Raw genomic sequence first — 23645 nt, forward strand, 5'->3', positions numbered from 1 at the left:
TTAAAACTTAAACTTTCATTGTCTGTAGTCCCAGCTCTATAACCAACACCAGGGGTTAATACTGCCGTTTCAGTATTAGAATACGTCACATAAGCACCTGTTGTTTTATTAAAAGGACCGAATAGAAACAAAGTGTTGGTACCATTACTCACCACATTAGGATTTGCGTTTATAAAAGTATCAAAAGTCTGACCTGTCACAGGTGGTGTTATCAAGTCGTTACCTGAGGTTGAAGCCGTTGCATTGACATGTCGGTTATAGAGAACCACATCTGTACTTGTACCATCCGTAATGGTTCCATCTAGAATTAAACTAGAATATTGTGTTGATGTCGATTCTAAAACAACTGAAGATGTCATCAAAGTTGCCGCAGCATTTACAGTGACATCTGCACCCTCACGCACTTTTAAGCTTAGCATTGAAACATTAGAAGCTATGGTTACAGATTCGCCTTTCATTACTATAGCATTTCTAATTCCTGTACTTGGTGTTGGCATTTCGTTCCAAGCATCATTTTCATACACCAAATGATTGACGATTTGATTGGCTCCAGCAGTTCCTGGTGAACCTAAATCTGGTGAATCTATGCCTTCTGATTCTTTAGCTATTGTCCATAAGTTGCCATCATTATTGTCTTGAATATTACTCCCAATATACTCCATAGAAGCTCCTACTGGATTTGGCCAAACTGTTCCACCATCATAAGACGTTATATCTTTTTGGGTATTTTCACCATCTTCTAAAACTAGGACATCTGCAGCATTATTAAGATCTGTATTTGTGTACTGATAATCGACCACCACATTACCATTACTTGCTAAAACGTTATTAGATGCTAAAACCACAAAATGATCTGCTAGCACAATCACATTACTTGCAATAACATGTGGTGTTGCATCTGCTAAATCATCTTTTATGGTCCAACCTTTTAGGTTAATAGGAAATTTTGTTGGGTTATACACTTCAAAATACTCACCATTAGCATCAGTTACAGCCTCTGGGTTTTGCATAATCTCGGTGATAATAATATCTATTTTATCTAACCGACTTATAAACCCCTCAGACACGTTGTTATCGCTAACGCTTAACTCTTGCACATTAACTTCGCCAATTGTAAATAATAGTTTTATATCATCAACTTTTACGTTGTCTCCGCCGCTATCAATACTGCTTTTATAAAGCATTTGGGCTTGGCAAAAACTGATAGCCAATATACTCAATATCGCTATCCTTGTTATCTTGTGTTTCATGCTTTAGGTTATATAAAATTTGTATTTATTTTAAAATTCTAGCGCAATGATAAGACCTCAAACTGGCTCATAGTTAAACAATTAGATGATTGTTGTTTTAAAACGATAAATGACAGGCGTCACTGACGAATGGTGTCAATATTAGATAACTTGCGATACGCTTTTAGTTAAATCACTTATGATATTAAGACAGTTACTAGACCCTAGTCAAGTAAATCAATTTTTTAGATCTTATTTTTTCAAACAAAAGCTCGTGCGATAGACATGATTTATAAGTAAAAACCAAAGTTTAACTTTTAATAGTATGAAGGGACAACACATTCAAAATGAGATTAAAAGTCTAATAATTATTGATATTTCTTCTATCAATTTAAGCTGCCAGTATAACGTCCAACAATATTAATGTTGAACCCAAATCCCATGAGCTATTTTTTAAAGATTATTAATGAGGTTTCTAAGAGACACTGTGTTCTTTAGTTTTATTCAGGGGACATTAATAATCCGAACGAATCAACGATAAGGTTCTATGCTCAAGTGTAGCCTCTCCTGTGTTAACGCTCCATCGTGCTTCAATAGACTCCCCTAGGGTCAAAGTAACGGTAGTCTGAAGAGATACTATTCCGCTCTGTAAATTAATTGTTCGTCTAGAGTTCTCTATCTCCACCCCATTTTGATATATACTGTAAGTACTAGTGCTTGGACCACTTGTTGTATTCGCAGGATATTGAACTCCGATATGTGTACCAAAAATTGTCAAAGCTCCAAATGAAGTACCCACATCTCCGGTGATTGTAGCAGTTGCTACATCTGAAACCGCTCCATTAGAGCTCCACATTGCAAATGTGGAAAGCTCTCCTAAATCAACAGGAGAAAGGCCCGTTGGAACGTCAAGAACTACTCCCGCTCCTAAGGTTATCGCTCCTAACTTTGTAAATAATCTTCCTACCAAGTCTGTCCCGGCACCCAATGATACTGCCCCAGCAGAAGTGCCACCACCAAGCATGGTCCCTTTCATTGTTGTACCAGCGCCTGTAGACATTGCCGCATTAGAAAGCCAAAATATATTTTCAGCTTTTGCATTTCCTGTCAATACCACAACTGCTCCTACTCCTGTAGTAAATGCACCGCTACCTCTAATAATAAATACAGAATTTGGGTCTCCTTCCCCATCCAGTGTAAGTATTCCTGCAATTGATGGGGCTCCAACTACGTCATAGACACCAGAAGTCAATGTCTCACCACTACCAAAAGTCAGTCCATGGTTTACTCCACCTGGATATAACATTAATTCGTCATATAAACGTGCCGCCTCAGTAGTACCTTGCTCCGAACTGAACCCTTGGCTGCTGGTCAACATGGCATTAAAGAAAACGATGTAACTGCCAGAAGAAGGTGATATCGTCATGTCTGGAATCAACAAATCACTAGTAGATGACGTAACAATACTGCCCCCTCCACTAACAGAATAAGTCATGGGCTCTTCTGGGCCTTTAATACCTATCCAAATTGGCATCGACGAAGTCCCAGTATTTAATTGACCGTCATTCAATGTCGTATTGTAAATCATCAAACCTGTCGCTGGTTCTGTAATATCATCTCTTTGTGATGTCGATAATCGTGGCATCAAAAACCCTTTACTTTCGGAAAAAATATCTACAATTGAAGAAGGCTCGGGTACTGTGGTACCAATACCTATGTTAGTACCGTCATCAAATATTTGTGAATCCCCAACACTACTCGTACTATCGAATTTAGCAATATAGTTAGCTGTACCACCAACGCTCTCTGTCTTCTTAGAGTGTAAGGCATAAGGCACCGTCTTAAAACCTGTTGTACCCATATCTATAAGACCTAATCCTGTATTCATTTGAGTATTAAGAAAATGATCATCACTTCCCCAATCGATATTAGCAAATACACCACTATCTGGTATACCTTCTCCAATATTAATAATAATGATACCATTGGCATCGGTCGTTGGTGTTTGCGTTTCTTGATAGACATTAGTTACACTACTTAAAATAGTAAACTGAACTGTAACTTGCCTATTGGCAACAACCGCATTATTAGCGTCCTTTATTAAAGCCTTGTAATTGATACCTTGTTGAGCAAAGACGGCTACTGTAAACAACATTAGTACACTAGTAATAGTCATTCTCGTTGATATTGTTTTTATGACGCTTCTCATAGTTGTGTGCTTTTAAAATTAATTAGTCAAAGTTGGTGTAATAAACCGAAAAAATAAATATTTTTCGATATAAGACAGTTTGGTATAGTCGAATGATAGAATACATATCCTTCACTTGCAGATAATGAATAATTATATATGTCGTCTGTTCGAGTGAATTTTAAGCTTTTTTGAGCTTAGAATTTGTATCGAGAACAGGTGCTTTATTAAAAAGTTCGTAATACAATTTTTTATCAAAAATCACTCGAAATGAGATCGCATCATATTTAAAATGGGTTTTTTTTTAGTATTAAAATTAGAATCTACAGAATGAACTCTAAGTTTTCCTTTGCCCAAATCGTAAGTATACCCTTCTCAGCGGTAAGGTTGAGCTTGGCTATAATATCAGGGCGTTGCTTCTCAATGGTTCTAGGAGATAACGATAAGAATTCACCAATATCTTTTGAAGATTTATCTTGGCCTACCAAGCGGACAATAGTAAGCTCTGATGGTGACAATAATTTCATTTTTTGTAGTTGCGGCGTAACCTCATTCTCTAGCACACTATTAAAATTAGAACTAAAATAGGCGTTCCTTTACTTACGCTTTGTATGCAATTATGGATTTCTGAAAAGGGCTCATCTTTTATAATATAACCCGAAATATTTAATTTCTTTGCTTTATAAATATAGGCTTTTTCTTTGACTGAGGTGAGGATTATAAATTTAGTCTCTACCTGCTGCTCTTTACATTTTTGTATCACTTCAAAACCATAAGCATTGGCATTTCTTCATCCAAAATACCGATTTCCGGTTTTAATCTAAAGCTTTTACACCATTCTCTGCAGTTGCTAAAACATGTAATTATAGTCTTTTAACTGGTCTACTAAGCCACTTAATAATAAAAGGATATTCGTCTGCGACAACAAGTATGATTGTGTTAATCATTTTAAATTGGGATTTGCACCAAAATAGAGGTACCCTCTTCTGTTTTACTTTTAATAGCAAAACTACCTTTTAACATGCTAACACGTTCTGCCATAGTTTTTAAACCAAGACTATTTTGTATGCTCTTTTCATTAGTTTCAAAACCAAGTCCATTATCTTTTATTAAGATTTTAATACCATCGCTTTGCTTTAAAATATTTACAACCAGCGTATTTGCTTGTGCATGTTTCAATACATTATTCAACGACTCTTGTATAAATCTATAAAAGTTAAGAGATTCAATTTCATTGAAACTAGTGTTAACGTCATCAATATCTAAAGCTACAAAAAGATCTGTGTTTTTGCCCAAATCTAACAAAAGTTGTTCTATACTCTTTGTTAATCCTAATTTCTCTAATGTTACAGGATATAAGTCTCTAGAAATACTCCGCACTTCTTCCAGGGCTCGATATGCAATATCTGAGATCTCGTTGTTTCCAGCTTTAAAAGCTTTCATTTTAATAAGTATGATTTGCTGACCAATACCGTCATGAAGATCTCTTGCTATTCTGGTGCGCTCATACTCTTGTGTGATAATAAGTTCTTGTGAAAATTCTTGCTGCGTCTGTTCTCTTTTCTTAGCGTTTAAAAAAGAACGGTAAACAATGATCCCTCCAAATAAAAGTAACAGACCTAAAGACCCAAAAGTTAGTAACTGATTTTGATTTCTATTCTTAAGGTTCAATACATTATTCTCAAGATTCAATACGCTAATATTAGCCTTTTGGTTTTCTATCTCAAAATCTCGTTTTTCTGTTTCATAGAGGGTTTGGTAATAAGCCAAAGATTTTACATTTTGAATATTTGAAAGGGAATCTTTGAGGGTATAATGATTCAGAAGATGTTTTTTATAATTGATATCATCTCCACTTGCTTTGTATGCTTCTGCTAAAAATTCTTCCGATGCAACAATATCACCAAGATGCGTTTTTTTATTCTGTTGCAATGATAAAAACTCAGCACTATATTTTATGGCATTTTTATAGTCGCCTTTCGTAAAGTACAATATCCGTTTTGCTTTTACGATTTGTTGTTTCAGATCTTCACTTTCATCCTTTACATATAGGGCATTAAGGTCTTCAAAATACTTTTCAGCTTCAGTTATACTGTCGTTTTTACAATAGGCACTAATTAGTTGTGCTAAAATTTTAGGCTTAATTAAAAACGCATTACTTGTTTTACTATTCGCCAAAAAGGCTGCTTTAACATTAACGAGTTGCTCTTTAAAATCCCCTGTTCTTTTATGGTCTTCAGCCGCATTATAGTATAGATTTGTTAGCGCTCTATATCTATTGGTCTTTCCTATCAATAAAATAGATTCTTTGCGCTCTTTTTCGGCCTCAATATAAAACGCATTTCTACTATATAGTACAGCCAATGCATTTTTAGCCCCAAGCATATTAGTGGTATCCTTTAGTTTTGTAAATATGGTTGCCGCCTCTTTTAAACTTTGAGATGCTTCTGCAAACTTGCCGATCTCAGATTCATTATAACCCGTATACATCGTTGCCCAGCCAAGCAATTGCTCATCTTTTACTTTTGCGGCATACGTTTTAGTAAGTGCATAATACTCAAAAGAAGTATCAATGTCTCCTGTATAGTAATAGCTATCAGCAGCATTTAAATACATACGACCTATGGCACCAAAATCTGTTCCTTTATTTAATTTTTCACCGTATGTTTTAAATAACTTTAGACCTTCCTTGGGCTTGCCTAAAAAGTTATTTTGAAAACCTATTAAATCCGCGACTTTTTTAGCCGCAAAGTTTAAAGAATCTAAATCAATAGCTAAATCAATAGTTTGACGAAGTGCAGCATCGTACTCTAATTTTGGGTTGCGATAGGTAATTTTTGTTAAACTATCTAACCAAGTAAGGCGTTCACCTTTATCAGTTTGTTGAATTTTTGAGTTAAAAAAATCGATTTTAGATTGCAGCGCTATGTCTTGATCTTGAGCAGATAATTGAACTCCGAAGCACAGAGTAATAAGGAAAATGATACGTTTCATAACAACCATACAATTTTTAAATATAACATTTTTTTGTATGAATTATCGCTAATATAGAATGCTCGAAAGCCTAGATGAAACAACTATTTGACTACAAGAGACTTAGGGGATGTTTAAATATTTATGCGTCTGCAGAGACACTTTCCATTTTGGGTTTGCCATCACATAATCTACAATTTGAGGTACCATTTTATCACGCTTACTCCACTCGGGCTGTAGGTATAAAATACAATCTTTATTTACTTTTTTAGCTTGCTCTTCAGCAAACTTGAAGTCGTCTTTATTGTAGATAATGCATTTCAACTCGTGTGCTTTTTCATAGACTTTTTCGGTTGGTAATTTCATCTTCTTTGGTGAGAGACAAATCCAATCCCAAGTTCCAGATAATTTATAAGCACCAGAAGTTTCTATATGAGTTTGTAATCCTTTAGATTTTAATTGCGTAGTTAATGGTCCCATATCCCACATTAAGGGCTCGCCACCTGTAACGACTATAGTATTACTATACTTTACAGCATTATCAACAATCTTTTCGGTTTCTGTAGGCGGATGTAATTCTGCTAACCAACTTTCTTTAACGTCACACCAATGGCAACCTACATCACAGCCACCAATACGAACAAAATATGCTGCTGTTCCTTTATGAAAGCCTTCACCTTGTATCGTATAAAACTCTTCCATTAAAGGTAGTAATAACCCTTTATCTATTAGCTCTTGTCGTTCTCTTCTAGTCATAGTCGGCAAAGATAGTTTTTAATGTTTGAAATTTGAAGTTATTTTGCTGCGATAACATCGATCTCAATATTGGCACCACCAGCCAAACCAGATGCAGCAAACGTAGTACGTGCTGGTTTCTTTATAAAATAAGTACTGTAAACTGAATTAAAAGCTTTAAAATCATTTATGTCTTTTAATATTACTGTACATTTTATCACGTTATCTAAAGATAAATTGTGGTGCTCTAAAACAGCTTTTATATTTTCTATAACTTGTTTGGTTTCGTTAGTTATACCTCCAGGCACTAATTTACCTGATTTGTGATCTTTACCTATTTGACCTGTTAAGAACAGCAAATTATCTATTTCTACAACGTCACTAAAAGGTACATTTACACGACTAGATTCGTGAGATTCATGAAATATTATCACTGATTCTGAATTTTCACAAGATTGAAAACTAACCATAACTAACACGCATAAAAATAAAAGTTTTGACTTCATTCCATTAGGTTTTAAACTTGATTAAAATTACATTATTTTTATCCAAATTTTCTGACTGACTATGAATACTGACACATTCCTAAAGGATATTGCTGAAGGGAACACATTTAAAGGTGATTATATCACATTAGGATCTGCAATGCTAGATGGAGAAACCATGACCAATGCTTATGTAAATGTACCTCTAAAAACAATGAACCGACACGGTTTAATTGCAGGAGCTACAGGAACTGGTAAAACTAAAACACTTCAGGTCTTAGCAGAAAATCTTTCAGAAAAAGGCATACCCGTTTTATTAATGGATATAAAAGGCGATTTAAGTGGCTTGGCTAAACCAAGTCCAGGACACCCAAAAATTGATGAACGCCATGAAAAAATAGGACTCCCTTTTAAAGCTAGAGGATTTCCTGTAGAAGTAATGACTTTATCTGAACAAGGTGGAGTACGTCTTAGAGCGACAATTAGCGAGTTTGGACCGGTTTTAATTTCGAGAATATTAAATGTTACGGAAACCCAAGCAGGTATTATTTCTGTGATTTTTAAATATTGTGATGACAATAAATTGCCTTTGCTAGATATAAAAGATTTCAAAAAAATTCTTCAATTCGCAACCAATGAAGGCAAAAAAGAATTTGAAGACGAATATGGTCGCATATCAACAGCATCGACAGGAGCAATACTTAGAAAACTAGTTGAACTTGAGCAACAAGGTGGAGATGTGTTTTTTGGAGAAACCTCTTTTGATACTCAAGATTTATTAAGAATAGACGAAAATGGCCTTGGCTATATCAACATTATAAGATTAACTGACATCCAAGATAAGCCAAAATTATTTTCAACATTTATGTTGAGCTTACTTGCTGAAATTTACTCCACCTTCCCTGAACAAGGTGATAGTGGTCGACCAGAACTTATTATGTTTATTGATGAAGCACACCTCATTTTTAACGAAGCTTCTGATGCACTTTTAAACCAAATTGAAAGCATTGTTAAACTTATTCGTAGTAAAGGAGTTGGCCTCTATTTTGTTACACAGAACCCAACCGATGTCCCTGAAGCAGTTTTGGGTCAATTAGGGCTTAAAGTTCAGCATGCATTGCGTGCTTTTACAGCCAAAGACCGAAAGGCCATAAAACTGACGGCTCAAAATTATCCAGATAGCGATTATTATGATACTGCCGAGATGCTAACATCTTTAGGTATTGGAGAGGCTTTGGTTTCTGCTCTAGATGAAAAAGGTAAACCAACTCCATTAGCTGCAACCATGATCCGAGCACCTATGAGTCGTATGAATATTTTAACCGAATCAGAATTAGGAAGTTTATTAGCTCAATCTCAACTTGCGAAAAAATATAATAAAGATATTGATAGGGAAAGTGCTTACGAAATGCTTAATGAAAAAATTAAACAAGCCGAAGCAGACGAAGCTAAAGAGAAAGCGAAAGAAGAAAAAGAAGCTTTAAAACGAGCTGAAAGTAAAAGAAAAACATCGACAACGAGAAGACGAAGAACAAGACAGAACCCTATTGTAAAAGTACTAACAAGTGCTACTGTAATAAGAAGTGTATTGGGTATATTAACCAAACTGCTTAAATAATCTACAACAAAATCTATTATGAAAAAAACCCTATTTACGATTCTCATTTGCACACTATTAATTGTGAGCTGCGCAAAAGACCAAGCACCAAACCCTTTCTTAATTGAAAAGTTTAATATTGGTTTACTAACTGACTCCACAACAGTAAAAGAATTAGATTCCATTTTTAAAAATGATTCTATTGTAAGATATATTTCTGGTGACGAGTTTGCCGGAGCCATAAATAGTATTGAAATTTTTGAAAAAGGCGGAAAAAAATTACTAGATCTTTCTCCTAGAGAAGCATTAGATTCTACTGCTGTAATTTCAACCGTTCGCTTTATTGATGGACGATATATGACCAAAAAAAAGATTTCGACATTGAGTACCTTCAAAGATATTAATGAAGCTTACACTATTTCTAAAATTGATAATCTTATCAACTCTATATTAGTTTCTGTTAATGAATTAAATGCGACTTTTACCATTGATAAAAAAGAATTACCTGCGAGTTTAAGGTTTAATATGGAGATGACAATTGACCCGCTTCAAATTCCTGAGAAAGCTAGGATTAAATTCTTTATGGTTCATTGGTAAATAAGTTTTAAGTAAACAGTTGTAGTAAATAAGTCGAAAATATGCAGAAAAAACAAACTTATAAAATTCAAAATTCCCCATTTGTAGTTCCTACAGATGATGGAAAAATTATAAAAGAACATTTTGGTAATGCTACAGATGGCAATTCAGAAATGAGTATTGCACATATGGTTGCACCAGCAGGTTGGAGCGAGCCTTTTCAAACTCCAAAATTTGATGAATATACATTTATCATAAAGGGTAAAAAACAGTTTATAATTGATGGTGAAACTATAGTTTTAGAAGCTGGTCAATCTATTAAAGTTGAAAAAAACACGAGATTACAGTATTCTAACCCATTTACAGAACCTTGCGAATATTTAGCGATTTGCTTACCTGCATTTTCAATAGATAGTGTTAACAGAGAAGATTAATATGTATGAGTAGTTTTGTAATAAAATCTATTGGCAACACCTTAAATGCAACAAGTTTAATATCATCTAAATATGCATCAAAAAAGGCTATAAACTTATTTGCTTCTCCTCGAAAAGGACGTTACTCGGAAAATCAAAAAAAAATTATAGCATCCGCTAAATTTCAAGAATTAACTTACAAAGATCTAAACATAGCAACCTATCAATGGTCTGGCAAAGGAAAAACTATTCTATTAGCACATGGTTGGGAAAGTAATGCATCGCGTTGGGACTATATTTTAGAAGACTTAAAGGCTCAAAATTATAATATTATTGCTTTAGACGCACCTGCTCATGGTCAATCTGGAGGAAAACAATTTAATGCTATTCTCTATTCTGAATTTATTAATGTCGTAGCAAAAAAACTTCAACCAGATGTTTTAATAGGTCACTCTGTTGGTGGCATGGCTAGTGTGTTTTGCATGAACAATCATGAGCTTCCGTCAATTAAAAAATTGATTTTATTAGGAGCGCCAGCACATTTTACTGGAGTATTCTCCAGATATAAAAGCATGATGGGCTATAATAAGCGTATTTCAAAAGGATTAGACTCCATTGTTTTAGAACGTTTTGGAAAACCTGTAGATTATTTTTCTGCAGTAAACTTTGTAACATCTATAGAAGCAAAAGGATTAATTATTCATGATAAGAAGGATCGAATTATTCCTTATGAAGATGCGCAACTATTTGCAAACCGTTATAAAAATTCTAAATTAATTAGCACATCTGGTTTTGGACATGGACTTAAAGATAAATCCTTGACTCCACAGATTATTAAGTTTATAAATGATTAATCTTTATCGTAATTTTACACCATGTCAGAAGATTTAAAACGCCTTAATAAATACCTCAGCGAAGCTGGTCATTGTTCTCGTCGAGAAGCAGATCGCTTAATCGATGCTGGTCGTGTAACGATTAATGATGTTGTACCAGAAATGGGAACGAAAGTCTCTTCTGAAGATATTGTAAAAGTAGATGGTGAGATTATTGGAGCAAGACAACAAGACTTTGTCTATTTAGCATTTAATAAGCCTATTGATATTGTTTGTACTACAGACACGCGTGTTGAAAAAGATAATATCATTGATTATATTAATTATCCAAAACGCATATTTCCTATTGGCCGTTTAGATAAACCTAGCGAAGGTTTAATTCTTTTGACTGATGATGGAGATATCGTTAACAAAATTCTCAGAGCGAGTAACAATCACGAAAAAGAATACCTAGTTACGGTAGACCAACCTATTTCTCAAACATTTGTAGAACGCATGTCTGGTGGTATTTATATTGAAGAACTAGGTAAGCGCACCAAAACATGTGTAGTTAAAAAAATAAATCGTTTTACATTTAGTATTATTCTTACACAAGGTCTTAATAGGCAAATACGACGTATGTGTGAATATTTGAATTATGAAGTACAAACGCTGAAAAGGGTTAGAATAATGAATATAAAACTCGATATGCCTTTAGGTCAATACCGTGAACTGACAACTGAAGAGTTTAAAATATTGAATGAGCTCATTAAAGAGTCTAAAAAAACATTTGAAGAAAAACAGCATAGAACACCAGATAAAAACAATTAATCATGTCACTTACGCCCTTTCATCTAGCAATACCTGTTGATAATTTAAGTAAATGTAGAACATTTTATACGAATGTTTTAAATCTTGAAGAAGGAAGGAGTAGCGACCATTGGGTAGATTACAACTTTTTTGGTCATCAGTTAGTTATTCATTTTAAAGAAAAAATTAAAATAGAATCTCGCACCAATTCTGTAGATGGCAAAGATGTACCTGTACCCCATTTTGGTGTTGTTTTACCTTGGGAAACATTTGAAGATTTTGCCGCGTTACTAGAGTCAAAAGGCATCACATTCATAATCGAACCTTACATAAGGTTTGAGGGACAAGTTGGCGAACAAGCCACAATGTTTTTTAAAGACCCATCTGGTAATGCTTTAGAGTTTAAAGCATTTAAAGATATGAGTCAACTTTTTGCTAAATAGTTTAGCTATTCGATCTGTGTTGTTCTCTCGCTAATAATGTATTCTTTAAAAGCATTGCAATAGTCATAGGCCCTACTCCACCTGGAACAGGTGTTATAAAGCTTGCTTTTTTACTTACGTTTTCAAAATCTACATCACCAGTAATATAATACCCTTTTTCAGAATCATCTGGCACACGTGTTATTCCGACATCAATAATAACAGCACCGTCTTTCACCATTTCGGCTTTTAAGAAATGAGGAATACCCAATGCAGAAATTATAATATCTGCTTGTGATGTGATTTGTGTAATATTTTTAGTGTGACTATGGGTAAGTGTTACTGTAGAATTTCCTGGAAATCCTTTTCGACCCATTAAAATACTCATAGGACGACCAACAATATGAGAACGACCAATAACAACGGTGTGCTTTCCTTTAGTTTCAACACCATACCTATCCATTAATTCTAAAATACCAAATGGTGTTGCCGGAATAAACGTTGACATATCTAAAGCCATTTTCCCAAAGTTCATTGGGTGAAAACCGTCTACATCTTTATCTGGATTTACTGCCATTAATACTTTACGCGTATTAATTTGTGGTGGTAATGGTAATTGAATTATAAAACCATCGATATTATCATCATTATTTAAATCTTCAATTTTATCTAAGAGTTCAATTTCACTAGTGGTATTAGACAAACGCACCATAGTAGATTCAAAACCAATACGCTCACAAGCTCTAACTTTACTACCAACATACGTTAAACTAGCACCATCATTACCAACAATAACAGCTGCTAAATGTGGTGCTTTTTCGCCATTAGCTTTCATTTGTTTTACTTCTTCAGCAATTTCGTTTTTAATGTCGTTGCTAACCTTTTTTCCGTCTAGTATTGTCATCTTTTTCAGTATTCAGTCCGCAGTGTTCAGTCCGCAGTATTTTATTTTGAACATATATATTTAAATTGACTACCAACTAAAGGCTGCCAACAATCAACCTTTACTTCGGCATATTCTTCATCATCTGCATCATACGTTTTCCGCCTCCACCTTGCATCATCTTCATCATTTTACTCATCTGTGTAAATTGCTTTAGTAACTGATTAACTTCTTGTACTGACGTACCAGAACCTTTACCAATTCGCTTTTTACGACTCGCATTAATTACTGATGGGTTAGAACGTTCATCTGCTGTCATAGAATGAATAATAGCTTCAATACCTTTAAAAGCATCATCGTCTATATCTACATCTTTCATCATTTTGCCGGCTCCAGGAATCATTCCGATTAAATCCTTCATGTTACCCATCTTTTTGATTTGCTGAATCTGCTTTAAGAAATCATCAAACCCAAATTGATTTTTGGCTATTTTCTTTTGAAGCTTACGAGCCTCTTCTTCATCAAACTGTTCTTGGGCACGTTCAACAAGAGATACAACATCACCCATTCCCAAAATACGATCTGCCATACGAGACGGATAGAATACATCTATCGCTTCCATCTTCTCACCTGTACCAATAAACTTAATTGGCTTATTAACTACAGATTTAATTGAAATGGCAGCACCACCTCTTGTATCACCATCTAATTTGGTAAGAATTACACCGTCAAAATTTAAAATATCATTAAAAGCTTTTGCTGTATTGACTGCATCTTGACCAGTCATAGAATCTACTACAAAAAGTGTTTCTTGTGGCTGGATTGCTTTATGAATGTTTGAGATTTCATCCATCATAGCTTTATCAACAGCTAAACGACCAGCAGTATCAATAATAACGACATTATGACCATTTGCTTTTGCATGCGCTATACCAGCTTGAGAAATTGCAACAGGATCTGTGTTTCCCCTATCGCTAAAAACCTCAACACCTATTTGATCACCAACAACTTGTAATTGATCTATCGCTGCAGGACGATAAACATCACATGCTACTAATAAAGGTTTTTTTGTTTTTTTGTTTTTTAAATAATTCGCTAGCTTACCAGAAAAGGTAGTTTTACCAGATCCTTGTAAACCAGACATTAAAATAATACTTGGTGTACCAGAAAGATTAATACCCTCTGCATCACCACCCATTAGTTCGGTTAATTCGTCTTTAACGATTTTAACCATTAATTGACCTGGTTGTAATGTTGTTAATACATTCTGGCCTAAAGCTTTTTCTTTAATACGATTGGTAAAATCTTTTGCAATCTTAAAGTTAACATCGGCATCTAAAAGCGCACGTCTTACTTCTTTTAATGTCTCAGCAACATTAACTTCTGTAATACTACCATGTCCCTTTAGTACATGTAACGCTTTATCTAACTTATCGCTTAAATTATTAAACATAATCTTTATCTCTTTTTGAAGTTGCAAATTTAAGAATTTAAGAGATATAAACGAATCGGATATCTATAATTCTGCTTAAAGAAAATTGAGAATACTACAATAAAAAAAAGAGCTGCCAGGCGGTGGCAACTCTTTCATCAACTTAAACTTACTAACTTACTAACTTATTTGAGCGGTTCTCTTTTATTAATTACATGTTCTTTCTAATACTAAAACATCATCTCCTCTATGTAATTCTAATCGGTCTTCTTCACATTCTACAACGAGCCATCCACCTGTTATTGCTTGTATATTTGGACCAGCAATATTTGAAAATTCAACAGTAATAGCATTATTAGATTCTGATACAGACCAAGATGCGTCAATTGTAATGGTGTCTGTATAAATAATTACTATTTGATCTGCGCTTCCAAAATCGAAATTATATTCGGCTAGGTTATCACTTCCGTTATAGTTTACGGCATTCCATTCGCACGTTTGCAACCAAGCTCTAACTTCGTTATCAGTACAATTAGACATACCTGAACAATCCTCTAATAGTAATTGAATAGGAAATACTTCAAACTGATCACCAATTTCAACTCTTGTGTATATCGTTTGTTGAGGAGCTGTAATATTTGTATAAAGTTCTGGATTTGCTATTGGAAAAATACCATCGTTAGCATCTTGAACTGTTTGGTAATAGGTAACAGCATCTGCACTTGGTGTACAGTTTGAAAATGCGATTGTGAGGTCAAACACTTCTGCACCATCATTAGCGTCATCACATAATACAATTTCAGCATCAAAGCTTTCAAAACATTCAAACAAATTACATTCTTCTGTAGTTAGATAAATATTGAATATTTCAAAATTACCATTTTCAGCTTCAATTCTTAAATAGACTTGTGCTGTAAGCGTTTCGTAAGCTTCAGTATTTTCAATTGGATTTATATTACTCTCCGCATCTATTAATGTAGCATGAAATGAAGGTATAAAAAGCGCTATACAGTCAACCAGCCCTATAGTATTTGCACTTAAGTTATAAACTGTAACATTGCTAGAACCCTCACATTCTACAATTTCAAAATCATTGAAGCAATTAAATACTTCTGTTTCATCATAGCAATTTTTCTCTAATACTATGGTATAATCAAAACGTAATATTTGTAACTCATCGTCATCACATTCTACAATTAACCAGTCACCTTCAAGATAGTCTTGAAATGCTGTTAATTGCGATAATGTAAGTACAAGACCGTCATCTGTAACAGATAAACTCCAAGCACCTCCAATTGCAGATGTCGCTGCACCTTCTGTAATTTGTAGGCCTCCATTATCTTGAAATACCATTTGATAATTATCGAATAGGTCTGTTCCATCACTAAAATCCCAAGGACACTCTTGTAAAATTGAACTGATATCCGTTATAGAACATTCTAAATCACCTTCGCATTCTTGCTCAATAACCATAGTTTCGTTATTCTTTGTGAATTCGAATCTATCATCATCACATTCTACAATTTGCCAATCTCCACCAAGATCTTCAAAAGCAGTATCCAATACTAAAAATGAACCACTATCATCAGAAACAACAGACCATGTATTGCCTTCTGATAGAATTTGATTTTCATCTAAAATAATATTGAAGGTATAGTCTGAGTTAAATTCTAATAAAAACCCTTGAAACTCAGGAAAGCTTGAATATGCTACTAATTCCCACTGACATTCTTTTAAGGCTAACTCAATAAACTCATCATTACAATCTTCATTATCATCGTCATCATTACAATCTTCTTCTGCTATGGCAATGGCTTCTGCCAATTCTTCGTTAGAGTTAACTTCTTCAGTTTCTCCGTTGGCATACACTAACGCTACAGGAAAGTTTAAACTAACAATTAACAAGTTATCGTCTTCCCCTAAGTCATCTAAAAAGTTATAAAACTCTTCGTCATTATTTATAGTTACAACATCAGTAATTGTAAATTCTGAATTAAATACAGAAAATGAAATAGGATATACAAAGTCTACACATTCAATAATTTCGTTTTCTTCCTCATCATCACATTCTGTAATTAAACTTTCAAGTTGTGCTTCATTTTCTATAATCAATTCTGTAAAATCACTAAATATAATGGTGATTGGGAATATAAAATCTAATAGGTCTTCGTTATCATTTATGTCATCTAACAAACCTTCTAATTGATCTAAATCTGCTTCCGTTTCAATCGTTATTGTTATATCACTAACAATTAATGTTACTGGCAATTCAATAGAAAAACAATTAGAATCTTCCAAAATATTTTGAGCAGCACCAAAATGAGCTGTTGTATTACTCATTAAATTTGCTAAAGTAGAATTAGGAACGATTACCTCTTGTTCATTTGGAGTGTTTATTTCAGTTACCTCGTCTTGACAAGCCGAAAAACCTATAAGAGCAAAAAAAGCCAAGAGCATAAAATGATTGATTCTCGTTTTCATAATGTAGACTATTACCAATTTATTAATAGAACATTTTAATTCAAAAATATCCTACCCTAGTTTTTAAATATTTTATTTATAATTTGTGGCTCTAATAATTAATAGTGAGCCAACCTTTACAAGATAATATTTGCGAAGATAAGTTGTATGAGCGTTTTTATAAAAAACACGCTAAGAATCTGCATGATTTCTTATATTACAAATTTGGTGAACATTTAAATCCGCAAGATAAAGTACAAGAGGCTTTTATTAAACTTTGGCAGAACTGTGCTAAAGTGACTCCAAACAAAGCCAAGAGTTTTTTATTTACTACAGCAAATAATTTAATGCTCAATGCTGTAGCACACCAAAAAGTAGTTTTAAAACACAGAAAAATTCCTGTTAAACATTCTACTAACGAAACTCCAGAGTTTTTAATGCAAGAAAAGGAGTATCACCAAAAACTACAAAAGGCCATATCTAATTTAACAGAAGCACAACGTATAGCCTTTTTACTTAATAGAGTTGAAGGCAAACGCTTTAAAGAAATAGCAGAACTCTTAGATATATCTACCAAAGCTGTTGAAAAACGAATTTATGGAGCTTTAAAAAAATTAAGAAAGGATATTGATGGTCTTTAATATTGAATTTTAAGATGTTAGTAGGAGATTTATAATCTAAACTGTTTTATAGATGAATGTAAGTTAATGGAAAGAGAAGAACTCATAAAAAAATGGTTAAACCATAATCTTAGTGCAGAAGAGCAAAAAGCTTTTGAGCAACTAACAGGTTATGATGATTTAATTAAAATGAATAGCGCTTTAAATGGTTTTAAAGCACCTAACTTTTTTATTGATGAGAGTTATGAAGTTTTAACACCAAAATTACAAGCTACTAATAAAAATGCGGCGTCTTGGTTTAAACCATTACTAAGAATCGCAGCTATTTTAGCAATTAGCCTCAGTACATATTATTATACGACTACCTTAGAGACGGAGATTAATACGACTATAGCACAACAAACTAATATAACTTTACCAGACGCATCTACGGTAGATCTAAATGCTAATTCTACTTTGGCTTTTAATAAAAGTAAATGGGAAGAAAGCAGAATTGTAAGACTTAATGGCGAAGCCTTTTTTAAGGTTGCTAAAGGTCAGAAATTTGATGTGATTACAGATAATGGTATTGTAAGTGTTTTAGGTACAGAATTTAATGTAAAACAACGTACTGGATATTTTATGGTAACGTGTTATAAAGGCTTAGTTGCTGTAACACAAAACAACAAAACTGTAAAATTAAAACCAGGACATACTTTCCGAATTATAGATGGGAAACTACTTGCAGATGAAAAAGAAAACACCACGCAACCAAACTGGTTGCGTGGTGAAAGTAGCTTTAAAAGTATGCCTTTAAAATATGTGATTTCAGAATTTGAGAATCAATATAATCAAAAAATAACGTTAGAAAATATTGATACATCTCGGCTATTTACTGGAAGCTTTATACATAAAAACATAGATTTAGCATTGAAATCTATTACAATACCTTTAAATTTAAGCTACAGTAAATCTAAAACATCTATTTTACTAAAGCGTGAATAAAAAATTACGATGCCTAATTTTATTTCTTTTAGTGACTACCTTTTGCAGTTTAGCATATTGCCAAAACAAAAAGGAAGTACAGCCACTTGGTAAAATTCTACTGAATTTAGAAAAACGTTATAATGTAAAATTTTCGTTTGAACCAAAAACTATTGAAGGGTTAACCACAAATACGCTATATCCAGAGTTATCACTTAAACAAGCCCTACAGCAATTAAGACTAATAACTAATCTTAATTTTAAGATACTAAGCAATCGATTTATTGCTATAACAAAATCGGATGAATTAACAGAGAATGTACAACAGTTAGATGAAGTTGTTATAAACAACTATTTAACTAAAGGTCTGTCTAAAACTGTAAACGGGGCTGTTACTATAAACACAAATTCTTTTACAATATTACCAGGTTTAATTGAACCAGATGTTTTACAAATTATTCAAAAACTACCCGGAGTAACAAGTGTAGATGAGCGTATTTCTAATATAAATGTTAGAGGTGGTACAAATGATCAAAACCTCATCTTATATGAAGGAATTCGCATGTATCAATCTGGACATTTTTTTGGATTAATATCTGCTTTTAATCCTTATTTATCTGAAGAAGTAAATGTTTCTAAAAACGGAACAAGTTCTAAATATGGAGATGGAGTCTCTAGTATTATCTCTATAAAAAATTCTGATGTTATTGATAACAAACATAAAAGTGGTGTCGGTTTCAATCTATTGAGCGCAGATGGTTATGCTAAAATTCCATTATCTAAAAAGACTGAATTACAATTATCTGCCAGACGTTCTTTTACAGATATTTTAGTATCAAAAACTTACGATTCTTATTTTGATCGCATTTTTAGAGATTCTGAATTAAACGCAACAAATGATTTAAATACGCTACTATCTTTAGATGAGCGGTTTTTATTTTATGACTTTAATGCTAAGTTTTTATATGATATTAATGAGACCTCCAAGCTTCGAGTTAATATCTTAAATATTTACAATAGTTTAGATTACAATCAAATTTTTACAACATCAGATAATAATCTTCAAGAAAGTCGGAGTGCTTTAGACCAAGTAAGTTATGGTGCTAGTATTAATTACTCTAAAGTTTGGAATACGGATTTAGTTACATCCGTAGAAGCTTACTATTCTAATTATAATCTTGACGCCAATAACTTTGACGTTACTAATAACACTCGCCTCGAGCAAACTAATGAAGTCGCTGATTATGGCTTAAGAGTAGACATTACAAAAACTATTGATGCCTCAACAAAAATAAATAGTGGTTATCAATTTAATGAAGTTGGAGTCTCTAATTTAGAAGATGTCACCAATCCTATTTTTACTAGTTTCAAAAAGGAAATTATTAGAACACATGCTGTATTTAGTGAAGTAGAGTGGAAATCTGATTCTAGAAATACCTATCTGCGTTTTGGTGCGAGAATAAACTATTTTGAAAAACTTTCTGAAATTTTAATGGAACCAAGATTAACGTTTAATCAAAAAATCCTTGACCGCTTTAGACTTGAAATTTTAGGAGAATTGAAAAGTCAATCTATAACTCAAATCATTGATTTACAACAAGATTTTTTTGGTATAGAAAAGCGCAGATGGCAATTGGCAAACAACGAGAATGTTCCACTTATAAAAAGTCAACAAGCTTCAATTGGTATTAGTTACAATTATAATGGTTTACTCATATCAGCAGAAGGTTATTATAAAAATGTATCTGAAATAACAGCAAGAAGTCAAGGCTTTCAAAATCAATTTCAATTTACAAATGACATTGGCTCTTATAACATAAGAGGTATCGATTTTCTAATTAATAAAAGTTTTAATCAATTTAGTTCTTGGTTGAGCTATACTTACAGTAAAAATCAATATCAATTTGAAAACTTAAATAGCGGAGACGCTTTTGCTAACACTTTAGACCTTACACACGTAGTTAATACTTCATTTATGTACAGTCGAGATAAATTTAAAATTGGCATTGGTATGAATTGGCATTCTGGCAGACCTTTTACCAAACCATCCGCAGTACAAAACACAACCAATTCTGACATAGAATACGATGCACCAAATAGCTCTAGGCTAACAGATTATTTTAGAACAGACATATCGGCAACTTATAATTTTAAACTTTCAAAAGGCATAGATGTAGAAGCAGGAGCATCTATATGGAATATTCTTAATCAGACTAATATTATCAATCGTTTTTACACAACAGATTCAGATGATGCTATTATTGAAATTAATAATAGGTCATTAAAATTTACACCTAACTTTAGCTTAAGGTTTAATTTTTAGTTGTTAATTGTATCCTTGTAACCAATCAGTTAACTTATTATCAGAACTTACTTTAAATTTTATACTCTCAGTATAAGCCTTGTAATTTGCTTATGCAGTTTTGGACAAAATCAAGACAGCACTATAGTAAATTCAATATTTATTATTCCAGAAGTTATCATAGGAAAAACCCTTGAAGCAAATACTGATTTCCCAGAAACATCGTTACAAAAAAATATATTTTTTAGTTTAGGTCGCTATAATTTTAGTCGAAATAAAGAATGGGCTGCACGTCTAAATTATCCAAAAACTGGCATATCTGCAGGCTATATAGATTTTGGTAATTCAGAAAAAATAGGTCGTGCTTATATTCTAATGCCTTTTATTGAATTTTCGATATTTAAAAAATCAGTATCAGGTCTAAATCTACATATTGGTATTGGAGGGTCTTACATGGACACACAGTACAATATTGAAACTAATGCATTAAACAAGGCTATTACAACTAAAGTCAATTGGTCTTTTAGATCATTTGTATATTATGATATGTTTAAATCTAACACAACTGATTGGAGGTTTGGATTAGGCTTTTTACATCATTCTAATGGCCATGCAAAACTACCTAATCAAGGTCTTAATTCTTTAGCAGCGAGTCTGTCAGCTAAAATTGATACTAAAACAAAACCTAAAATTGATACTAAACCTCATAACTTTAAATCTAAATCGCAAACCTACATTACTACAAGATTTGGTTTCGGACAAAATGTCTTATCTGAAACGTTTAATACCAAAAAAGAAGTCTATACATTTTCTATGTCTGCCGGTAAAATAATAAACAACACCTTTAAGTTTGGAGGTGGTTTCTACTAGAGGTTTTATGAACATTATTATGATTATATAAAAAATAACGAATTGCTAATAGAGGAACAATTTTCTCAGTTTAGAGATAATCCTTATGGTTATGCTACTAATTTTGGTGTTTTTGCAACATCAGAACTTTTATTAGATCATTTTGGTTTTGAGTTAGATCTAGGCCTAAACATTTATAAACCATTTTATAAAGTAGATTGGCAACTTAATCAAGGGTATTCTTTTGAAAACGGAAATGGAGATACCGTCGAAGTTCTTGGTGAGTTAGATTGGTACTACGAGATTAAGCTAACAGTTTCTGCTAGAATGGGATTAAAATATTATCTCTGGACAACTAATAAAGCACCAAAACATAATATCTTTATTGGAGTACATATTAATACGAATTTAGGACAAGCAGACTTTACCGAACTAAGCTTGGGTTACGTTTACCGACTTAACATAAAAGAAACTACCGGAATCTAAGCTTGGCATAGCGACCATCATTTGGCACATATTAAACAAGCATTAAAATTTAAAGGAAAATTTAACTAGATGAAAACCTTTAAGGTATTTCGGTTTTAATCCTCTCTTTTTCTGCTTGTTTTTCTTTCTCCTTTTTAATATTAGCTCTTATTTTTTCAATAGCCGATTCTATAGATTTATCTGGTTCTATTAGATTATACTCACCCCAAAAATCGGGATCAGTAAAACCCGAAATAGCATCCGTAATTATTACTGTTGACCGCAGTCTGTCTTTATTTTTAATCTTTTTATTTGTTGCTGTAGTTTCCCAATCTGTCACAGCCATTTCACTAGACAATGTGTAGACTTTATTAAAAATTTCTCGCTTTTTATTGACCTTAAATTTCAAATCTAAATTAGAATAACTGTAATACCATTTATCACCTTTTGCTTTATAATCTACACGATAATTAGCCTCTAAAGGATAAACAATTACATCTCTAGGTTTTTTTCTAACCAATAAGTTTTTAGATTTCCTTTTATTACTTACATCTAAAGAATATTTAGCACTTACCAATGCCAAGGATCTCACATCAATATACAACTTACCAGTATAGTTTAAATTTAAACTCTTATTTTTTGGCTTAAAATTTACAACATAGACATTTCTATTATTAATAGTAGAAGGAGGATCGAATGAAAAACTATATGTTGCAATAGATTCGTCAGTAAAAATATATTCAGGGTACTTCATAACATCTAAATATATAGTTGAAAATGGACCACCTTGTAGTTTTACCGATACCGTATCTAATCGCTTATAATCAGTGTTTTTCCTTGCTTTATTCAGTTTTATAGCGTCTCGTTGAGACGATGTGTGTGGTTGCTTAAGTATACTAACAACAGCCTCTGTTAAAGAAACATTTCTATTACGACGTTTTATAGTTTCTCTGTAAAAGGCGGTCATAAAAACCGACTGATTTTGTGAGTTTTTATTTTTGTCTTCAAAAACTTTCAAAACTAAGTTCTCTGCGTTTTTATATGCATTAATACTCACTGTGGAAAGCGCTGTTACTGCTTGACTAAGTTTAATATTAGTTTCTTTAGAGAACTCAGATAGTGGTAAGATTTTTGTACTATAACCCAATAAGGAAATAACAACTTTAGAATTTGAATACTTGTTTGGCACCTTAAGTAAAAATTCTCCTTCAGAGTTTGTTATTATGGCAATATTAGTTTCCAAAATATTAAGACTAACCGACTCTAAAACTCTATTAGATTTAGCATCTAACACATTGCCTTTATATTCGGTAAAACTCGTTTGTGCGTTTGTCAAAAAACTGAATACAGTCGTTACAAATAGAAATAATAAATAGCGTTTTTTATTAAAAATAGAAGGTCTCATAGCAATAAAATTTAAATCATAGCTTT

At 33.0% G+C, this 23645-nt stretch carries 21 protein-coding genes; 11 read left to right on the plus strand and 10 right to left on the minus strand.

From position 1 onward, the window contains the following. From B2U95_RS12465 to B2U95_RS12490, 6 genes are all read right to left on the minus strand, one after another. Positions 1–1250: lamin tail domain-containing protein (locus B2U95_RS12465; protein ID WP_296316866.1), on the minus strand; the 1250-nt coding region annotated here is incomplete at its 3' end. 493 nt (positions 1251–1743) lie between these two features. After that, positions 1744–3438 carry an ice-binding family protein gene (locus B2U95_RS12470; RefSeq protein WP_296316867.1) on the minus strand — a complete coding sequence of 565 codons (1695 nt, stop codon included), beginning with the start codon at positions 3436–3438 and terminating at the stop codon, positions 1744–1746. Positions 3439–3740: 302 nt separating this feature from the next. Then, a complete protein-coding gene (locus B2U95_RS12475; protein ID WP_296316868.1) occupies positions 3741–3944 on the minus strand; it encodes a LuxR C-terminal-related transcriptional regulator in 204 nt (67 codons plus the stop codon). Between the two features lie 421 nt (positions 3945–4365). Further along, entirely contained in the window at positions 4366–6411 is a 2046-nt protein-coding gene (locus B2U95_RS12480; protein WP_296316869.1) for a sensor histidine kinase, read from the minus strand. A 102-nt stretch (positions 6412–6513) separates the two neighbouring features. After that, positions 6514–7146, minus strand: a complete 633-nt coding sequence (locus B2U95_RS12485) for a 7-carboxy-7-deazaguanine synthase QueE (protein ID WP_296316870.1) — start codon at positions 7144–7146, stop codon at positions 6514–6516. Positions 7147–7184: 38 nt separating this feature from the next. Continuing rightward, on the minus strand, positions 7185–7631 hold the full coding sequence (locus tag B2U95_RS12490; RefSeq protein WP_296316871.1) for a RidA family protein: 447 nt from the start codon (positions 7629–7631) through the stop codon (positions 7185–7187). Positions 7632–7692: 61 nt separating this feature from the next. Here B2U95_RS12490 and B2U95_RS12495 point away from each other — a divergent pair, with 61 nt between their 5' ends. Genes B2U95_RS12495 through B2U95_RS12520 form a run of 6 tightly spaced genes read left to right on the plus strand, consistent with a single transcriptional unit; the run spans position 7693 to position 12261 of the window. Next, positions 7693–9228, plus strand: coding sequence for a helicase HerA-like domain-containing protein (locus B2U95_RS12495; RefSeq protein ID WP_296316872.1), 1536 nt, complete (start codon positions 7693–7695; stop codon positions 9226–9228). 18 nt (positions 9229–9246) lie between these two features. Next, on the plus strand, positions 9247–9804 hold the full coding sequence (locus B2U95_RS12500; protein ID WP_296316873.1) for a hypothetical protein: 558 nt from the start codon (positions 9247–9249) through the stop codon (positions 9802–9804). Positions 9805–9845: 41 nt separating this feature from the next. Then, complete coding sequence (locus B2U95_RS12505) at positions 9846–10217, plus strand: cupin domain-containing protein (protein WP_296316874.1); 372 nt, start codon at positions 9846–9848, stop codon at positions 10215–10217. A gap of 5 nt (positions 10218–10222) precedes the next feature. Then, the gene (locus B2U95_RS12510; RefSeq protein WP_296316875.1) at positions 10223–11050 is read left to right on the plus strand and encodes an alpha/beta fold hydrolase; all 828 of its coding nucleotides are present in this window, start codon (positions 10223–10225) and stop codon (positions 11048–11050) included. 21 nt (positions 11051–11071) lie between these two features. Next, positions 11072–11839 (plus strand): pseudouridine synthase, encoded by a 768-nt coding sequence (locus B2U95_RS12515; RefSeq protein WP_296316876.1) that lies wholly within the window; start codon positions 11072–11074, stop codon positions 11837–11839. 2 nt (positions 11840–11841) lie between these two features. Beyond that, on the plus strand, positions 11842–12261 hold the full coding sequence (locus tag B2U95_RS12520) for a VOC family protein (protein ID WP_414727678.1): 420 nt from the start codon (positions 11842–11844) through the stop codon (positions 12259–12261). Between the two features lies 1 nt (position 12262). Here B2U95_RS12520 and B2U95_RS12525 read toward each other — a convergent pair whose 3' ends face one another. The 3 genes from B2U95_RS12525 to B2U95_RS12535 all read right to left on the minus strand — a co-directional run bounded on the left by B2U95_RS12525 (position 12263) and on the right by B2U95_RS12535 (position 17036). Then, positions 12263–13144: a bifunctional 5,10-methylenetetrahydrofolate dehydrogenase/5,10-methenyltetrahydrofolate cyclohydrolase gene (locus tag B2U95_RS12525; RefSeq protein ID WP_296316877.1), complete on the minus strand. Its 882-nt coding sequence runs from the start codon at positions 13142–13144 to the stop codon at positions 12263–12265. 100 nt (positions 13145–13244) lie between these two features. Next, complete coding sequence (gene ffh, locus B2U95_RS12530; protein WP_296316878.1) at positions 13245–14576, minus strand: signal recognition particle protein; 1332 nt, start codon at positions 14574–14576, stop codon at positions 13245–13247. 186 nt (positions 14577–14762) lie between these two features. Beyond that, positions 14763–17036: a hypothetical protein gene (locus B2U95_RS12535; protein WP_296316879.1), complete on the minus strand. Its 2274-nt coding sequence runs from the start codon at positions 17034–17036 to the stop codon at positions 14763–14765. 104 nt (positions 17037–17140) lie between these two features. On the opposite strand from B2U95_RS12535, the gene B2U95_RS12540 reads away from it, so the two are divergent. The 5 genes from B2U95_RS12540 to B2U95_RS12560 all read left to right on the plus strand — a co-directional run bounded on the left by B2U95_RS12540 (position 17141) and on the right by B2U95_RS12560 (position 22235). Then, positions 17141–17656 (plus strand): RNA polymerase sigma factor, encoded by a 516-nt coding sequence (locus B2U95_RS12540; RefSeq protein ID WP_296316880.1) that lies wholly within the window; start codon positions 17141–17143, stop codon positions 17654–17656. A gap of 66 nt (positions 17657–17722) precedes the next feature. After that, positions 17723–18619 carry a FecR family protein gene (locus tag B2U95_RS12545; RefSeq protein ID WP_296316881.1) on the plus strand — a complete coding sequence of 299 codons (897 nt, stop codon included), beginning with the start codon at positions 17723–17725 and terminating at the stop codon, positions 18617–18619. Continuing rightward, positions 18612–20921, plus strand: coding sequence for a TonB-dependent receptor domain-containing protein (locus B2U95_RS12550; RefSeq protein WP_296316882.1), 2310 nt, complete (start codon positions 18612–18614; stop codon positions 20919–20921). Before B2U95_RS12545 ends, B2U95_RS12550 begins: the two co-directional genes overlap by 8 nt. Before the next feature lie 216 nt (positions 20922–21137). Beyond that, positions 21138–21770, plus strand: a complete 633-nt coding sequence (locus B2U95_RS12555; protein ID WP_296316977.1) for an acyloxyacyl hydrolase — start codon at positions 21138–21140, stop codon at positions 21768–21770. Positions 21771–21812: 42 nt separating this feature from the next. After that, positions 21813–22235 carry a hypothetical protein gene (locus B2U95_RS12560; RefSeq protein ID WP_296316883.1) on the plus strand — a complete coding sequence of 141 codons (423 nt, stop codon included), beginning with the start codon at positions 21813–21815 and terminating at the stop codon, positions 22233–22235. Between the two features lie 79 nt (positions 22236–22314). On the opposite strand, the gene B2U95_RS12565 is transcribed toward B2U95_RS12560, so the two are convergent. Next, complete coding sequence (locus tag B2U95_RS12565) at positions 22315–23619, minus strand: carboxypeptidase-like regulatory domain-containing protein (protein ID WP_296316884.1); 1305 nt, start codon at positions 23617–23619, stop codon at positions 22315–22317. Positions 23620–23645 lie beyond the last annotated feature (26 nt).

The organism is Winogradskyella sp. UBA3174 (assembly GCF_002364335.1).
GTDB lineage: Bacteria > Bacteroidota > Bacteroidia > Flavobacteriales > Flavobacteriaceae > Winogradskyella.

Bases quoted from the DNA above. Each gene is read 5' to 3' on its own strand.
- B2U95_RS12470 (WP_296316867.1), bottom strand. From the start codon at position 3,438: ATGAGAAGCGTCATAAAAACAATATCAACGAGAATGACTATTACTAGT.
- B2U95_RS12475 (WP_296316868.1), bottom strand. From the start codon at position 3,944: ATGAAATTATTGTCACCATCAGAGCTTACTATTGTCCGCTTGGTAGGC.
- B2U95_RS12480 (WP_296316869.1), bottom strand. From the start codon at position 6,411: ATGAAACGTATCATTTTCCTTATTACTCTGTGCTTCGGAGTTCAATTA.
- B2U95_RS12485 (WP_296316870.1), bottom strand. From the start codon at position 7,146: ATGACTAGAAGAGAACGACAAGAGCTAATAGATAAAGGGTTATTACTA.
- B2U95_RS12490 (WP_296316871.1), bottom strand. From the start codon at position 7,631: ATGAAGTCAAAACTTTTATTTTTATGCGTGTTAGTTATGGTTAGTTTT.
- B2U95_RS12495 (WP_296316872.1), top strand. From the start codon at position 7,693: ATGAATACTGACACATTCCTAAAGGATATTGCTGAAGGGAACACATTT.
- B2U95_RS12500 (WP_296316873.1), top strand. From the start codon at position 9,247: ATGAAAAAAACCCTATTTACGATTCTCATTTGCACACTATTAATTGTG.
- B2U95_RS12505 (WP_296316874.1), top strand. From the start codon at position 9,846: ATGCAGAAAAAACAAACTTATAAAATTCAAAATTCCCCATTTGTAGTT.
- B2U95_RS12510 (WP_296316875.1), top strand. From the start codon at position 10,223: ATGAGTAGTTTTGTAATAAAATCTATTGGCAACACCTTAAATGCAACA.
- B2U95_RS12515 (WP_296316876.1), top strand. From the start codon at position 11,072: ATGTCAGAAGATTTAAAACGCCTTAATAAATACCTCAGCGAAGCTGGT.
- B2U95_RS12520 (WP_414727678.1), top strand. From the start codon at position 11,842: ATGTCACTTACGCCCTTTCATCTAGCAATACCTGTTGATAATTTAAGT.
- B2U95_RS12525 (WP_296316877.1), bottom strand. From the start codon at position 13,144: ATGACAATACTAGACGGAAAAAAGGTTAGCAACGACATTAAAAACGAA.
- ffh (WP_296316878.1), bottom strand. From the start codon at position 14,576: ATGTTTAATAATTTAAGCGATAAGTTAGATAAAGCGTTACATGTACTA.
- B2U95_RS12535 (WP_296316879.1), bottom strand. From the start codon at position 17,036: ATGAAAACGAGAATCAATCATTTTATGCTCTTGGCTTTTTTTGCTCTT.
- B2U95_RS12545 (WP_296316881.1), top strand. From the start codon at position 17,723: ATGGAAAGAGAAGAACTCATAAAAAAATGGTTAAACCATAATCTTAGT.
- B2U95_RS12565 (WP_296316884.1), bottom strand. From the start codon at position 23,619: ATGAGACCTTCTATTTTTAATAAAAAACGCTATTTATTATTTCTATTT.